This is a genomic window from Litchfieldia stipae (assembly GCF_014837155.1).
Taxonomy (GTDB): Bacteria; Bacillota; Bacilli; order Bacillales; family Bacillaceae_L; genus Litchfieldia.
In genome coordinates this window covers 1-16,326 of sequence record NZ_JACYHA010000013.1, presented here as the reverse complement: position 1 = coordinate 16,326, position 16,326 = coordinate 1, and the positions used below count along the sequence as shown (strand labels likewise).

The window sequence follows — 16,326 nt, the reverse complement described above, 5'->3', positions numbered from 1 at the left end:
TTTTAATGAAAAATTTAAATATTACACACAGAACATCTTTACTTAGTACTACGAACTCAATTATAGTTAAAAGGTGGTTATATAACCATAATTTTCTAATAGAAATGGAGGAGATTATATGGGAAAGGTTGACATGAATGTGAAAAAGGGTTTTTTAGTAGATAGGATATGCGGGACGTAGTCATCAAATAATTGGAGGCATTTAGATGGAACAAACAAAAAGCAAAATAGAAATTGTTGAATATCATGAAGGACTAGCTAAAGGTGTTGCTGAAATGTGGAATTTAAGTCGTGATGGGTGGGGCGGAGATTCTCACGTGACGACTGAGGAAAAGGTGTTAGTTCAAGAAGCTAATTCTGGGAATCTAAATCTCTATTTAGCGATGGATGGAGACAAAGTTGTAGGCTACTGTGGCTTATGTGAATATCGTGAAGACGAAGGTGCTTTATATATACCTTTATTAAACGTACGTACAGATTATCACGGTCAGAAAATAGGGAAATTACTAGTTTTAAAGGCTTTAGAACGTACAGTTGAACTGAATTGGCCAAGACTTGATTTATATACTTGGGCAGGGAATACAAAGGCTGTACCTTTATATAAAAAGTGTGGGTTTTTTTGGGAAGATCGGGATGACACTACTCACCTAATGAATTTCATGCCAACCGTATTGAATACGGAAGCTGCAGAAGAGTATTTTGCTATCGTAAATTGGTATGACGCTAGCACTAGAATAATCGAAGTAACTCCTGATGGGAAAAAAGAGAATGAGTTCACATTTTATGAATATAAGTGGAATTCTAACGGTAATCAGTTAAAGATGGAATTTGAACGAACAGGTCGTGGACTCAGAACGATAGAGACTAATGACTATATAGTGTCAGCTTCAGTAGAAAATTTCAAGCTTGTTAGTGATGCAGAATATAAGATTCATTATTATGTCAAAAACAAGTCTGGAAAACCACTTCAAATAGCACTTGAAGGAGTGGACCATCAGATTGTTGAATATTCCTTTACGGATTCATTTACCGTAGAGACTGAGAATTCAATTGAAGCAACTTTCAAAATTAATACATTAGTAGAAGAGCAGAGTAATTGGCGTACGCATCCTTCTGTAATAACAAATGTCTTAATTAATGGGAAGAAAGCAATATTTAAAACGGGAATTTTACCAAAATTACCAGCACAAATTTCAGCTTTCGTTCCTAATTCACAGTGCTATCTAAATGAAGAAGCCGTATTTTATCTTGATTTAGAAAATAATTTTAATGAGACAACAACGTACAATGTTTCAATTCCTTCTTGTGATTTAGTTGAATTGAAGCAATCGGTGTTCAATGTATCATTAGAGCCAAAAGAAAAAACGTCTATTGCTATTCCGTATAGACTGAATCAATTTGGATTTTATGCTCCAAATATTGAAGTGGATGTAAAAAGGGAAAATGGTCAAACACAACAATTTACGAAGCAAATTGGACTTGGATTTAAAGGTTTAGGAGCTCGTTTTTATGGTGAATGTGATGATTATTGGCAAATTTATAATGGCTTATATCACCTATATTTAAGTAAATTTGACAATAAAATCATTCCTGGTAGATTAACCAAAGGCTCGCAACAAACTATGGGGATGTTTCCAAAGATAGGGAAGCCTTATTCAAGTGAATTTTCAAAAAGGAAGCCTTATAAGATTGAACACAAGCTAGAGGGCAACGCCGTTATTTTACATGCGTTCTATAAATCAACTGCTTTTCCACAGCTTGAATTAGTAAGTGTTTCTAAATTATATAGTGAAGGACTAGTGGAACAATCATATACAATCCGTAACCTCACTGATCGAGTCACAGCTGAACCAATTTCGATTTATCAACCAGTCTATCATGAGCTTTATAAACCTGTAATGGTAGTAAATGGTGACGTGATAAAGGTAGAAGATAAGGCCAATTCTGAATATGGATTATGGAATAGTCGTGAGCTCACTGAAAATTGGTTATTCTCTCGATATGAAGCCTATCCACAAGGGATTTCATGGCCAAAAGATGCAAAAGTGAATTTTGAATCTTGGTATTTTTATGTAGAACATGAACTAGGGCTCTTGCAGGCAAACTCAGAATACTCTACTAAACCAGTCTATTATTCTATCGGTGCATACCAAAGCTTTGATGATTTTAGAGAATTTTCGATGAGAAAACAATTGGATTCTTCGATTTCATATGAAGATATTCAGCTTACCCATCATGATTCTCAAGTGAAATTAATGGACCGAAAGATAAGCTATATACAGGGGGAAGTTTCATTCAACATGAACACTCCTATTCATTTAACACTAGATGATGAAAAAAGAGAAGTTAATGTAGAAATAGAAAACACATTAACTCCCGTTTCTACAATAAAAGCAGAGTATGAAATAAACGGTATTAAGGATCATAAAATCAATTTACAACTAAATCCTACAAAAGAATTAGTGAAGGTAAATAAAGTCATCAAATTGGGTAGGGAATGTCTAGTTGCAAGTAATGAGCAAATAACGATGACAGCATCAGACGAATTTTACCCGACATTGACTTCGTTGGAAATTGGTGGAAAAGAATGGCTAGACACTTCATTTCCAACCCTAGGCCCAAAGTCGTGGTGGAATCCTTGGAGTGGTGGGATTCGTTCTTCTCTATTAGGAATTAATCAAAAGTCATTTACAAAAGAACGGTCAAGTGTCAGTGAAGGTGTGCTAATTGACGATACAGGGAGAGTTTGGAAGGGTTTAAAGATTTCTACTGTATTTTCTGAAAATGAGACGTATAAAGGACTTGGGTTACATCAATATTTTTGTATGCTACCTGGGATACCTATTGTCGTGATTGTTACTAAAATTGAACAAAACTCCGGTACTTATTTTCATTATAAGAAGTGGTTTACCGAAGGTTGCTTTAAGCATGGATGGATGCAAAATGTAGGGGAGAATAGGAAGTTCATTGCAGGAAAATCAGAGCTAATGACATATCTATCTGAACACATTGTAATGGGTACTTCAGATGACAATCAGTTACTTCAATATATCAGTGATCGTGAAGCAACTGAAATTGAATCCTATATGAATAAAGAGGTTATGTCACTTGCAACCTGGAGAGAGATTCAAATGGCAGATGGAACAGAACGTCTTTCAGCACCATCTTTCATTGTAGGGACAAATAAGATGTTGAGTGCGGATGAAGCCAAGGATTTACAAAGAATGAGATTTAAAGAGGTCAGTAAATGAAGATTATAGATGCCCATATTCATTATTCAAAGATAGGAAGCTTTCAGGAAACAGCGACAACAATTTCAAACGTTGATTATTCATTAACTGGGATTCAAAAGGAGTTTGCAGAAAATAATGTAGTATTAGGGATTGCGATGGGAGTAACAGAAACAGCTGGTGAAGGATTTCCTGACTCAGCTGCACCCACTCCAATGGGAATTGATTTAACAGATCAGATTCCGTCTAATATTGTATATTGTACCGGAATCAATCCGTTCATGCTTGATCTGGAAGCACTAAATCACCTTGAAGAAGAGGTAAAAAAGCCTCAATGTGTCGGGATTAAAATATATTTAGGGTATTATCCATTTTTTGCATATGACGAGGTTTACGAACCTGTTTATCAAATTGCAAAGAAAAATAAGGTTCCAGTTGTTTTTCATACTGGTGATACGTATTCTGAACGTGGTAGATTGCGTTATTCACATCCACTAGCAATAGATGAAGTGGCTGTAAAGCATAGAGAAATGACGATTATGATGGCTCATTTTGGTGATCCTTGGGTACTTGATGGTGCTGAAGTAGTCTATAAAAACTCTAACGTATATGCAGACCTTTCTGGATTGGTAGTAGGTGCAACAGGTAAAATTGCAAGTTTACAGGAGACGAGATTTTTTGATCATTTATTACATGCCCTAACGTTTACAGGGAATTATGAGAAGTTCTTATTTGGTACAGATTGGCCCCTTACACCTATCGAGCCATATATTCAATTTATTAAAGATATTATCCCAGAAGCACATCATGAGGATGTATTCTATAATACAGCAATAAAGGTGTTCCCAAAGATAAAAGCATTCCTATAGATTTCGTATAAAGAAGAGCCCTGTTGCTAAAAATAACAGGGCTTTTATCTATAGGTGAATTTCTAAAAGAGGAGTCTAACACCAATGAAAAAGATGTTCGTAAATATATGTATAATCGTTATCTTATCGTTATCATGTCACACGTTTGTATATGCGACAGACCTAGCAACAGATCCAAATAGAATGAATACACAAGGGCAATATCTGTTAATGACAAGAGAAGAATTCAAAAATTGGTTATTACATAAGCACTTCACTAGAAAAATCAACTTAATTCAACACCATCATACATGGGCACCATCTTATAAGCAGTTTAAAGGAAACAACCATTTCTCGTTGTTAAAAGGGATGGAAAATTTCCATGTAACAGAAATGGGCTGGAAGAATATTGCACAAAACATAACAACATTTCCAGATGGAAAAATAGCTGTTTCTAGGCCATTTGACATTGCTCCTGAAGGGACGATTGGACCAAAAGCAAATGCACAAGGTATAGCGATTGAGAACATTGGTAATTTTGATCTTGGACATGATGTAATGACAAATGAACAGAAGGAAACGATTGTGTATATTACAGCATTGCTTTGTATGAAGTATGGTTTAACGCCATCAGTTGATACGATTACCTATCATCATTGGTGGAATTTAAGAACGAAGGAAAGAGTATTAGACGACGCACAGGATTATGATGTGAAAACATGTCCTGGTACGGGTTTTTTCGGAGGGAATTCAACAACAAGTGCAAAAAAATACTTCTATCCATTAGTTACTAAGAAAATACAAGAGATATCATCCACTTTAAAATGAGTAAGAGAGTTGCAGGAAAAAAATACATCTGCAACTCTTTTATTTTTTTGTAGATATCCAAACAAACATTCGCTAAAATGAGAGTAATAGAGGTGAAACGTATGTTTAAGAAAAAGTCGTTAAAAGAATTGATTGAAGAACTTAGAGCCAATGAAAATGTCATTCATTGGAATGAGATAGAACCACGAGAAGCCAAAACAATGCCTATGCCAGATAAAGTTGACCAGAAAATATCTGATGCTTTTAAAAAGCGAGGCATTGAACAATTGTATACACATCAGTATGATGCCTTTCAAGCTGTGAATAGACATGAAAATATCGTCGCTGTTACACCAACGGCATCTGGAAAAACATTGTGCTATAATTTACCTGTTTTGCAATCAATTGTTGAGGACCCTTCTAATCGTGCACTCTACCTATTCCCCACAAAAGCATTAGCACAGGATCAGAAGAGTGAGTTAAATGAAATGATTGATGAGATGGACCTTGATATAAAGAGCTATACATATGATGGGGATACAGCCCCGAATATTAGACAAGTTGTTCGTAAAGCGGGTCATATCGTCATTACAAATCCTGATATGTTACACTCTGCGATTTTACCTCATCATACAAAATGGGTGTCGCTTTTTGAAAATCTCAAATTTATTGTCATCGATGAATTACATACATATCGTGGCATTTTTGGAAGTCATGTCGCAAATGTCATTCGTCGATTAAAAAGAATCTGTCAGTTTTATGGGAGTAATCCTGTGTTTATTTGTACATCTGCAACAATAGCAAATCCAAAAGAATTGGCAGAAGAATTAACTGGGACAAAAATGACATTAATTAATAATAATGGTGCACCAAGCGGGAGAAAGCATTTTGTGTTTTATAATCCACCAATTGTTAATAAATCTCTTAATATCCGAAAGAGTGCAACGAAAGAAGTAAATGAATTTGCTAAGAAGTTCTTGAAGAATAATATTCAAACGATTGTGTTTGCACGGAGTCGTGTAAGAGTGGAAATTATCTTAAGTCATATTCAAGAGCTTGTAAAAAAAGAGCTGGGCTCAAAATCGATTAGAGGATACCGTGGTGGCTATTTACCAAAGCAACGTCGAGAGATCGAACGTGGTCTGCGAAATGGTGATATTCTTGGTGTTGTAAGTACAAATGCACTTGAATTGGGAGTTGATATTGGTCAGCTTCAGGTATGTGTGATGACTGGTTATCCTGGATCTGTTTCAAGTACGTGGCAGCAAGCTGGACGTGCGGGAAGACGCCACGGAGAAGCGCTAATATTAATGGTTGCAAGTTCCACACCAATTGATCAATACATTGTTGGACATCCAGAATACTTTTTTGATCGAAATCCTGAATCCGCAAGAATTAATCCTAACAATCTGATCATCCTTGTAGATCATATTAAATGTGCCGCATATGAGTTACCTTTTAAAAATGGTGATACATTTGGAGATCTTGAAATCGAAGAAATTTTGGAATTTCTAACTGAGGAGCGTGTCCTTCATCAATCAGGGGAGAAATGGTATTGGATGAGTGATGGGTTCCCAGCTCATAATATTAGCTTACGATCTGCTTCACAGGAGAATGTTATCATCATCGATCAAACAGAAACAGCAAACCACAAGGTTATCGGTGAAATGGACCGATTTAGTGCAATGACATTGTTACATGACGAAGCTATTTATCTTCATGAGGGAGTTCAATTCCAGGTAGAGTTACTAGATTGGGAGGAGAAAAAGGCATTTGTAAGACAAGTAGATGTTGAATACTTTACAGATGCCAATTTGGCTGTTGATTTAAAGGTGTTAGAGATCGATAAAGAAGTGAACCGAGTGACATCTGCCATTCATTATGGAGACGTAACAGTCAATGCCATGCCGACAATATTTAAGAAGATTAAAATGAGTACATTTGAAAATATTGGTTCTGGTCCGATTCACTTGCCTGAAGAAGAACTTCATACAAGTGCGACTTGGTTAGATCTTAATGATCAATTAAAAATTGAGACGAAGACTTTAGAACAATTGTTAGTTGGTATATCTAATGTGTTAAAGCATGTAGTGCCAGTATTAGTCATGTGTGATAGTAACGATGTTCATGTTGTTCCGCAAATCAAAGCAACTCATTCAGGCTTGCCAACCATTTATCTCTATGACCGCTATCCTGGGGGAATTGGATTAGCCGATGAGATCTATAAGCGAGTGGATGAAGTAATTGCTTCAGCGATTATTCTTATCAAGAAATGCCCATGTGAGGATGGCTGTCCTTCATGCATAGGTAATGAAATAGAAGCTCGTCATGCAAAAGATATGAGTCTATCAATTTTAAATCAGCTATCTAACTGATTAGAAAGTTTTTTTCTCAGAGTTTGTTGATCTTATACACAAATATTTATTAAAAAGGCCGTTTTCTCAAAGATTGTTGTTTTTTGAGGTGAATTAGTTGAGTATAGATTTCTAGCAGTCTGAATACACTCAAGACTCCCGTGGGACTAATTGGCTCCCACAGGACGCGGAGTGTATTCAGGATGCGTCTATAAAAACAAGAATCTGTAAGGAACCGGCCTATAGAAAAGTTTAAAAGGGGATTATATTCATGAGTCTTAAAGATAAATTAAATCGACATAAAAAGAATATTGTTCGAGAGGAACATACGATTCCTAGTTCTTCTATCAGTCGTGGTGTTGATTTATCCTTTGAGATTCCGCACCTTGAAAAATGGCAGTCAATAGGTGCAAAGCCATATTATTTTGATGAAGCATATTGTTTTGTTAGAAAAGTAGTATATCCATTAACCTATCAACATGGAATCTACCGATTTGAAGAGCTTAAAGAAATTGTTGCCGCATGGAACCAATCTGACCTTGAACACCCATTGTCCAGTAAAGGTTTTCAAGTAAATCAATTATTCTTTTTTGATACTGAAACAACTGGTTTAGGAGGAGGTACTGGAAACACAATCTTCCTATTAGGACAAGCTGTTTTAAAAGAAGATCATGTTGAGGTTATCCAACATTTTTTACCCACTCCAGGTGCAGAAGTAGCACTTTACCAAAGCTTTTTGGAGAATATTGATTACAAAACGCTTGTTACCTATAATGGAAAATCATTTGATTGGCCACAAGTCAAAACTAGACATACACTTGTACGTGAGCATGTACCAAAGCTACCAGAATTCGGACATTTTGATTTATATCATGCTTCAAGGAGATTATGGAAGAATAATCTGGAATCCGTGCGTTTGGCTAATGTTGAGAAAGATATTCTTTCAATCAAAAGAGAGGGCGATGTACCTGGGTATTTAGCACCTATGCTCTATTTTGACTATATCCAAAGTCAAGATCCAGAAGGAATAAAAGGGGTTCTACACCATAATGAAATAGATGTCTTGTCATTAATTAGTCTTTATATTCATCTATCTAAGAAGTTATTAAATACGTCGACAAAAAGCACTGCTTCTGAAAAGTATGAGGTAGCACGTTGGTTAAATTCATTAGGTGAAGTTCAAACAGCAGAATCAATGTATCAACATGTAAGTCAGTTAGAAACAAAAACGGCTTTACATGCTAAAACACAATTGGCATTTTTATATAAGAGGAAAAAAGAACATAAAACTGCACTCACTTATTTTCTTGAAGTATTTAAAGAGGGTGAGAAGCTTACACTCTTTGATATAGCAATTGAAATTGCCAAACTGTATGAACATCAAGTTAGGGATTATCAAAAAGCATTAGACTATACAGAAGAGGCTGTGAATATTTACAAAACTCAGAAAAGTTTAACGAGATGTCAAGATGACCAGAAAGAAGAGTTGCTTCAAAAAAGGATTAAGCGATTACGAAATAAACTATGGAAATAAGCAATTTATTACCCGGGCAAGCGCAAAAATAGTGCAATTTCGCAAATTTTATGTCGAAAACAACAAATTTCTCTTTCCCTTGATTTAACATTGTAGAATCGTGTAAAACCTTGTAAAATATAAAGTTGTTATGAGTAAAGAAATAATTTGCTATAAATGGAGAGAAGAACATTGTCTAGAGCTATTTTTGTATTATATTTTGTAGTAGTAACAATCATTTTTCTTGTTCTGACTGGTGTTAAAGAAGGATTTTATGCTTTTTTATAAAAAATAGGTGTTTGCATTAGTACATGTATCTCCCTTTTTTCATAGGTTGATAGTGAAAGACAGATGAAAATACGAAAGGAGAACATTAAAAATGCATTTTAGACCTAATGTTTTACAACCAATTGTATATCCAACAAAGTGCTGTGTTAATAATACGTTCCAAAAGACAATCGTACCACATATTCATCCATCACACACACAAAACGTAAACCATCATAAGTACGATCATTTACACTATTATCCACACACTGAATCATTTGCTAATGAGGTGTCTAACCAACATTTCAATTGTGGAGCTACACCTCCTGCAGGATTATTACCAGCAGCAGCTCCAGTACCACCGAGCGCTCCAATAGCTCCTACACCAACGCCTTACTTTGAGAGCTAATTATGTATACACTCATCTAGCAGGAATCTTGGGAGAAGGTTCTTGCTAGATTTCATCAAATTTGTATTAAGGAGATCTTAGGAGATGAAAGTCGTTGCCATTACAGGATATAAGCCATTTGAACTTGGGCTTTTTGATATCAAACATCCTGGAATCACATACATAAAAAAAGCTATAAAAAATCAGTTAATATCTATGTTGGACGAAGGCTTAGAATGGGTAATTATTAGTGGGCAATTAGGGGTAGAGCTATGGGCAGCTGAAGTCGTATTTGATTTACAGCTAGAGTATCCTCATCTACAACTAGCAGTCATTACTCCTTTCTTAGAGCAAGAAGAAAATTGGAATGAAACAAATAAGGAATTATATGAGTTTATTGTTTCACAGGCTGATTATACGAATAGTATCACAAACAAAAAATACGAGAATCCTATGCAATTTCGACTTAAAAATAGATTTTTTATCGACAAGAGTGATGCTTTGTTAATCGTTTATGATGAAGAAAATGAAGGAAGTCCAAAATATATTTATCAACTAGCAAAGCAAGAATTAGAGCAATCAGACTATCAACTATTTGTCATAAATGGCTATGATCTTCAAGTAATTGCAGAAGAGGAACAATTTCGTGAGCATGATTTTTAATCATTCATCATAAAGATAAAATTGACAATACAAGAAATCTTTGAAAAAATAGACTAAGAAGAATGGGGAAAGTGTATCGAGGTGAATAATATGCTATCAGATAACATTAAATTAACGGCTAAAGATATTTTAGAAAAAGAATTCAAGTCAGGATTAAAAGGGTACAAGCAGGCAGATGTTGATAAATACCTGGATGTAATTATTAAAGACTATGAAGCATTTCAACAGGTGATAGAAGATTTACGTCAAGAGAATCAACGTCTTAGGAAGCAATTAGAAGATACAAGTAAAAAACAACCAGTCCAACAAACAGGAACAACTAATTTTGATATTTTGAAAAGATTATCTAATCTTGAAAAACATGTCTTTGGAAGTAAGCTATTTGATTGATTAGCATGAACTTAAATATTTCCAATCGAAAGAACTTGATTAAACTTTGATTTTTTACTATAATATGACATGCTAACATTAATAACGTTCGGGTAATCGCTACAGTTGTTTAACTGTAGAGGAAAGTCCATGCTCGCACAATCTGAGATGATTGTAGTGTTCGTGCCTAGCGAAACCATAAGCTAGGGTAGCACATTCATGTGTTAACGGCAGGGAAAAAGCCTAAGTCTGTAAGGATATGGCTTGAATACTTTGAAAGTGCCACAGTGACGTAGTCTTGTAAGAAATTACAAGGGTGGAACGAGGTAAACCCCTCGAGCGAGAAACCCAAATAATGGTAGGGGCACCTTCTCTAAGGAAATGAACGATGAGAGGGACAGATTTATATCTGTAGATAGATGATTACCACCAAAGTACGAGGTTCAATACCGATTGCAGTACAATGGAACAAAACATGGCTTACAGAACGTTATTGATGGATAGATCATGAACAAATTTAAGCTCTCCAGTTTAATGGAGGGCTTTTATTAATATAATAGTACATAAGCTTACACGAGTATTTATTGTAAATAGAAAATAAATTTAGGTTAGGTGGATAAGATGGGACAAGTTACACTGATTGCTACTGCTGCGATGGGAATTGAGGCGGTTGTAGCAAAAGAGGTTCAGGATTTAGGATATGATTGTACGGTTGAAAATGGCAAGGTGACATTTGTTGCTGATGAAAAAGCAATTTGTAGAGCTAATCTTTGGTTAAGAACTGCAGATCGTATTAAGCTAAAAATAGGAGAGTTCAAGGCTACAACCTTTGATGAATTATTTGAAAAAACGAAAGCATTAAATTGGGGGCAATTTATCCCCGAAAATGCTGAGTTTCCGGTTATTGGGAAATCGGTCAAATCAACATTATATAGTGTATCAGATTGTCAAAGTATTGTTAAAAAAGCAGTTGTAGAAAATTTAAAAAGACATTATCGAAAAGAAGGTTGGTTTGAAGAATCAGGTCCTTTGTGTCGGATTGAAGTAGCTATTCTAAAAGATATTGTTACGTTGACAATTGATACGAGTGGAGTAGGCTTACATAAACGGGGTTATCGTGCTGGACAGGGTGAGGCACCACTAAAGGAAACATTAGCTGCAACACTTATTAAGTTGACGAATTGGACACCTGATAAGCCATTTATTGATCCGTTTTGTGGTTCTGGAACGATTCCCATTGAGGCTGCAATGATTGGTCAAAATATCGCACCAGGCTTTAATCGGGATTTTGCATCGGAAAATTGGGAATGGATCGGTAAATCAAATTGGGATCAAGCAAGACAAGAGGTTGAGGATTTAGCAAATTATGATCAACCTTTGGATATACAAGGATTTGATATTGATCATCGTATGATAAATATTGCAACAGAGAATGCAGAAGAAGCTGGTTTTGCAGACTTAATTACATTCAAGCAAATGCAGGTAAGTGATTTCACAACAAATAAGCAGTATGGAGTAATTGTTGGAAACCCACCATATGGTGAGCGTTTAGGTGAGAAGAAAGAAGTTGAACAAATGTATAAGGCTATGGGACGTGCGTTTGCATCTCTTGACACATGGTCCATTTATATGCTTACGTCACATCCGGATTTTGAGAAGCTTTTTGGAAAGCCAGCAACAAAAAAGAGAAAATTATTTAATGGGTTTATCCGTACTGATTACTATCAATATTGGGGAAAGCGTCCGCCTAGAACAAAATAACTTGTTAGCCACAGCTTTGTGGCTTTTTTATATTAGAAGGAATAAGAGAGCCGTTACTCACATAAAATGTCTAATATGTTTTAAAAGCAGAATGATTATACAGGAGTGAGTGAAATGGATCTTCAGCATTTTGATATCATAAAAAAGGCACTTCAGTCTTCAGCCCTAGCATTACAGCATGAAGGAATTGAGGAAGGCCAAATTCCATTAATTGATCAAGCAAAGGATGATTTACTTCAAGCATTATCCATTGCAACATCAGTAGATAAGGAGTACCTTACTTATTTAAATAAATAAACGAGAACTTGGCTTTTGCCAGGTTTTTTTATTTATGCTGTTTTGAAGTAAATCTAGCAATAAATGCATCATATAGATTGACTACACTTACAATATATCAGATAATAATGAATTAGTGTTTATATAGGCTGGAGGAAAGTAGAAATGATAAGTGAGCGACTACCTTTTCAAATTTCAAAGACAGAAAATTTTTATGTTAAATTTAATGAATGGATTGGGGATGTATTCTATGACATCCTACCTGAAAAAGGCTTTGAACTACGAGATGAACAAATTTTTATGGCTTTCCAACTAGAACGTTCTTTCAAAGACAAGGATGTTGTATTTGCGGAAGCTGGAGTTGGAACAGGAAAAACATTTGTGTATCTCCTATATGCAATTTGTTATGCAAGATATATTGGCAAACCAGCAATTATTTCATGTGCGGATGAATCATTAATAGAACAATTAGTAAAAAAAGAAGGCGACATTGCGAAGCTTTCTGCGGCATTAGATTTAAATATCGATGTTCGATTAGCAAAGTCTCAAGATCAATATTTATGCTTACAGAAATTAGATAAAGCAATTGAAGTCCATGATTTAGATGCGTATTTTGATATTCATGCAGAGCTACCAGAATTTGTTGGGAATCAAGCCACATTACAGAACTTCTACCATTACGGTGATAGAAAAGATTATCCTCATTTAACAGATGAGGAGTGGAAGCATGTTGGGTGGGATACATTTCAAGATTGCTTTTCTTGTCCAGTTAGGCATCGTTGTGGACAAACCTTATCACGAGATTACTACCGAAAAGCAACAGATTTAATTATTTGCTCTCATGACTTCTATATGGAGCACATCTGGACAGTAGATTCGCGTAAAAGAGAAGGTCAGCTTCCTTTATTACCAGAAGCAAGCTGTGTCGTTTTTGATGAAGGACATTTGTTAGAATACTCGGCTCAAAAGGCGTTAACTTATCGTTTGAATGAAACAATGCTAGAAACGTTATTAACTCGAGTTCTAGAAAATGATATACGTGAAGAACTAGCATTATTAATTGAAGATACACTAGAACAGAATACACAATTCTTTGATTTGCTAAGAGAACATTCTAGTATTGTTGAAGGATCAAATCGTAAAGAAGTACGTTTTGTGCCTGATTTACTAAAGGCTACTAAGGCTTTACATTATCAGTTAAGTGGGATTGGTGAGGGTCTTGTTTATGAGAGTCAGTTATATACGATTGATCACTATGAGTTAAATATCGTAGATGAATATATTGATCAAATGGAATTTTCAATCAGTCTACTTTTAAAGGAATCAGATGTTATTACATGGGTAGAAGCGGAAACGAATCAGGAAACCCTTGTGATTATGCCAAGAGCTGTTGAAGACATTTTGAAAGAAAAAGTATTCTCAAAAGAGATCCCTTTTATTTTCTCATCTGCAACTTTATCTGAGGATAAGTCATTTGATTATATTTCCTCAAGTCTTGGTATTAAAGACTATCAATCATTCTCAGTTGAATCACCTTTTGATTATGACGAACAAATGAAAATCTATTTTCCAAAGGTGTCTGATGATAAGAGTGGATTTGATGAGAAATATGCATATACATTGGATAAGCTTAAGGAAACAGATGGTAGAGGGCTAATCTTATTTAATTCAAAAGAGGATTTAGGTCGCTTTAAAGAAACTGTTAAAGGACAAACAGAATACACATTCCTTTTCGAAGGAGACAAAGAAATAAGTGAGCTTGTTTCAACCTTCCAAAACAATGAGGAAAGTATTCTTTGTTCAGTACATTTATGGGAAGGGTTAGATATTCCAGGTCCATCTCTATCAAATGTGATTATTTGGTCTATTCCATTTCCGCCAAATGACCCTGTTTTCCAGGCGAAAAGAAAGTCTGTAGCTGATCCATTTTTTGATGTAGATGTACCTTACATGATCCTACGATTAAGACAAGGAATCGGAAGACTAATCCGTACACATCAAGATCAAGGACTTATCACTATATTTGGTACAAAAAATATGGACAAAACCGTTGAAGAGAAAATTGTAAATGTATTACCAACCTCCATTCAGGGAGAATAATGAGTACAACTTTTCTCAATAAAATTAAAATGCCAAAATAGCCCTCCTTTTAATAGAGGAGAATTCATGTTCATGTCGAAAAGTATTGATGAAACTATAGGAGGGATTTAGAAATGATTGCAGATATAAAAAAAGCGGAAAAACAATTCATGGACTATGTCAAAAAGATGACTAGCTATAACGAAGCGATTGGTTTGATATATTGGGATTTACGAACTGGCGCACCTAAAAAAGGGGTAGAGCAGCGTTCTGAGGTTGTAGGCTTACTATCAACTGAGGTATTTAAGATGTCAACCTCAGAAGAAATGGCTGCATATATTTCAAAGCTTACACCATCAGCAAACAACGGGGATTTGGCAGAAGTTACGATTAAGACTCTCGAAGAGTGCAAAAAAGAGTATGATCGTAATAAGAAAATTCCTCAGGAGGAGTACAAGGAATACGTTATTTTGCAATCAAAAGCAGAATCGATTTGGGAGGAAGCAAAGGCTGATAATAATTTCGCCTTGTTTCAACCTTATTTAGAAAAGCTTGTTGAATTTAACAAACGCTTTATCGACTATTGGGGTTATGAAGGGAATAAATACAATACTTTATTAGATATGTATGAGCCAGGTGTAACAGTTGAAGTCATTGATTCTGTCTTTGCTCAATTAAGAAAGAGTATCGTACCATTAGTTCAAGAAATTGCAAAGTCAAATCACAAGCCAAATACAGACTTCTTATTTGAATTCTTCCCAAAAGAGAAACAACGTCAATTGAGTTTAGATATTATTGGCTTATTGGGATATGATTTTGATGCTGGAAGACTTGACGAAACAGTACATCCATTTGCAACAGGGCTAAATCCCGGAGATGTAAGGATTACAACAAAATATGATGAACAAGATTTTCGAACAGCTGTTTTCGGGACAATCCATGAATGTGGACATGCTCTTTATGAACAGAACATATCTGAAGACTTCGTAGGTACGTTGCTATGTACAGGCACGTCTATGGGCATTCATGAATCACAATCATTATTCTATGAGAATTTTGTTGGTAGAAGCTATTCCTTTTGGCAACATAACTATAGCCAATTGAAGAACTATTCTTCAGAGGCATTTAGCAATGTTTCTGTTGAAGAATTCTATCGTTCCATTAATGAATCAAAACCATCTCTCATTCGTATTGAAGCAGACGAACTGACATATCCTTTACATATTATGATTCGTTATGAAATTGAAAAAGGACTTTTCAATGGAGAGATTGAAGTGAAAGACCTCCCAGCTATCTGGAACCAAAAGTATGAAGAATATCTCGGAATTACGCCAGATAGTGATGCGAACGGTGTCCTTCAGGATGTTCACTGGGCAGGTGGAGCCTTTGGATACTTCCCGTCATATGCATTAGGCTATATTTATGCAGCTCAATTAAAAGATGCAATGGTAAAGGATATTCCTCAATTTGATGAGTTATTGGAAAAAGGTGAGCTACTTCCAGTTAAAGAGTGGTTGACAGAAAGAGTGCATCGTTTTGGAAAATCAAAAAAGCCATTAGAAATCATAAAGGATGCAACAGGAGAGGGATTAAATGCGGAGCATCTAATTGCCTACCTACAAAACAAATACAAAAAGCTTTATCAATTATAAACAAAGAAAAGAGGCTGGGACATAACTAGCTTCAAATAAAGAGAAAGGTGAATTTGAGTACGCTCAAATTCACCTTTCTCTATTTTGTCGTTTAAATTCTACTATTACCTTAGTTAATG

General features: G+C 35.3%; 12 protein-coding genes and 1 other RNA gene. All 13 read left to right on the top strand.

The annotated features are described in order from the left end of the window. Window positions 1-206: 206 nt before the first annotated feature. Entirely contained in the window at window positions 207-3,251 is a 3,045-nt protein-coding gene (locus F7888_RS14730) for a GNAT family N-acetyltransferase (RefSeq protein WP_191780695.1), read from the top strand. Further along, window positions 3,248-4,099 carry an amidohydrolase family protein gene (locus F7888_RS14725; RefSeq protein ID WP_191780693.1) on the top strand — a complete coding sequence of 284 codons (852 nt, stop codon included), beginning with the start codon at window positions 3,248-3,250 and terminating at the stop codon, window positions 4,097-4,099. Before F7888_RS14730 ends, F7888_RS14725 begins: the two co-directional genes overlap by 4 nt. Window positions 4,100-4,183: 84 nt before the next feature. Next, entirely contained in the window at window positions 4,184-4,906 is a 723-nt protein-coding gene (locus tag F7888_RS14720; RefSeq protein WP_225228818.1) for a peptidoglycan recognition protein family protein, read from the top strand. Between the two features lie 101 nt (window positions 4,907-5,007). Then, a complete protein-coding gene (locus F7888_RS14715) occupies window positions 5,008-7,260 on the top strand; it encodes a DEAD/DEAH box helicase (protein ID WP_191780691.1) in 2,253 nt (750 codons plus the stop codon). A 250-nt stretch (window positions 7,261-7,510) separates the two neighbouring features. Beyond that, window positions 7,511-8,773, top strand: coding sequence for a ribonuclease H-like domain-containing protein (locus tag F7888_RS14710; protein WP_191780689.1), 1,263 nt, complete (start codon window positions 7,511-7,513; stop codon window positions 8,771-8,773). Between the two features lie 358 nt (window positions 8,774-9,131). Beyond that, on the top strand, window positions 9,132-9,428 hold the full coding sequence (locus F7888_RS14705; protein WP_191780687.1) for a spore coat protein: 297 nt from the start codon (window positions 9,132-9,134) through the stop codon (window positions 9,426-9,428). A gap of 84 nt (window positions 9,429-9,512) precedes the next feature. After that, a complete protein-coding gene (locus F7888_RS14700) occupies window positions 9,513-10,070 on the top strand; it encodes an SLOG family protein (protein ID WP_191780685.1) in 558 nt (185 codons plus the stop codon). 90 nt (window positions 10,071-10,160) lie between these two features. After that, window positions 10,161-10,460 carry a cell division regulator GpsB gene (gene gpsB / locus F7888_RS14695; RefSeq protein ID WP_191780683.1) on the top strand — a complete coding sequence of 100 codons (300 nt, stop codon included), beginning with the start codon at window positions 10,161-10,163 and terminating at the stop codon, window positions 10,458-10,460. An 84-nt stretch (window positions 10,461-10,544) separates the two neighbouring features. Then, window positions 10,545-10,927: RNase P RNA component class B (gene rnpB / locus F7888_RS14690), an RNA gene on the top strand. Between the two features lie 133 nt (window positions 10,928-11,060). Next, entirely contained in the window at window positions 11,061-12,200 is a 1,140-nt protein-coding gene (locus F7888_RS14685) for a THUMP domain-containing class I SAM-dependent RNA methyltransferase (RefSeq protein ID WP_191780681.1), read from the top strand. A gap of 114 nt (window positions 12,201-12,314) precedes the next feature. Beyond that, complete coding sequence (locus F7888_RS14680; RefSeq protein ID WP_191780679.1) at window positions 12,315-12,497, top strand: hypothetical protein; 183 nt, start codon at window positions 12,315-12,317, stop codon at window positions 12,495-12,497. A gap of 144 nt (window positions 12,498-12,641) precedes the next feature. Then, the gene (locus F7888_RS14675) at window positions 12,642-14,576 is read left to right on the top strand and encodes an ATP-dependent DNA helicase (RefSeq protein ID WP_191780677.1); all 1,935 of its coding nucleotides are present in this window, start codon (window positions 12,642-12,644) and stop codon (window positions 14,574-14,576) included. 113 nt (window positions 14,577-14,689) lie between these two features. After that, window positions 14,690-16,207 (top strand): carboxypeptidase M32, encoded by a 1,518-nt coding sequence (locus F7888_RS14670; protein ID WP_191780675.1) that lies wholly within the window; start codon window positions 14,690-14,692, stop codon window positions 16,205-16,207. The last annotated feature ends 119 nt before the right edge of the window (window positions 16,208-16,326 follow it).

What these genes read in the sequence shown, in the direction of transcription:
- F7888_RS14730 (WP_191780695.1), top strand. Translation starts at nt 207, where the DNA reads ATGGAACAAACAAAAAGCAAAATAGAAATTGTTGAATATCATGAAGGA.
- F7888_RS14725 (WP_191780693.1), top strand. Translation starts at nt 3,248, where the DNA reads ATGAAGATTATAGATGCCCATATTCATTATTCAAAGATAGGAAGCTTT.
- F7888_RS14720 (WP_225228818.1), top strand. Translation starts at nt 4,184, where the DNA reads ATGAAAAAGATGTTCGTAAATATATGTATAATCGTTATCTTATCGTTA.
- F7888_RS14715 (WP_191780691.1), top strand. Translation starts at nt 5,008, where the DNA reads ATGTTTAAGAAAAAGTCGTTAAAAGAATTGATTGAAGAACTTAGAGCC.
- F7888_RS14710 (WP_191780689.1), top strand. Translation starts at nt 7,511, where the DNA reads ATGAGTCTTAAAGATAAATTAAATCGACATAAAAAGAATATTGTTCGA.
- F7888_RS14705 (WP_191780687.1), top strand. Translation starts at nt 9,132, where the DNA reads ATGCATTTTAGACCTAATGTTTTACAACCAATTGTATATCCAACAAAG.
- F7888_RS14700 (WP_191780685.1), top strand. Translation starts at nt 9,513, where the DNA reads ATGAAAGTCGTTGCCATTACAGGATATAAGCCATTTGAACTTGGGCTT.
- gpsB (WP_191780683.1), top strand. Translation starts at nt 10,161, where the DNA reads ATGCTATCAGATAACATTAAATTAACGGCTAAAGATATTTTAGAAAAA.
- F7888_RS14685 (WP_191780681.1), top strand. Translation starts at nt 11,061, where the DNA reads ATGGGACAAGTTACACTGATTGCTACTGCTGCGATGGGAATTGAGGCG.
- F7888_RS14680 (WP_191780679.1), top strand. Translation starts at nt 12,315, where the DNA reads ATGGATCTTCAGCATTTTGATATCATAAAAAAGGCACTTCAGTCTTCA.
- F7888_RS14675 (WP_191780677.1), top strand. Translation starts at nt 12,642, where the DNA reads ATGATAAGTGAGCGACTACCTTTTCAAATTTCAAAGACAGAAAATTTT.
- F7888_RS14670 (WP_191780675.1), top strand. Translation starts at nt 14,690, where the DNA reads ATGATTGCAGATATAAAAAAAGCGGAAAAACAATTCATGGACTATGTC.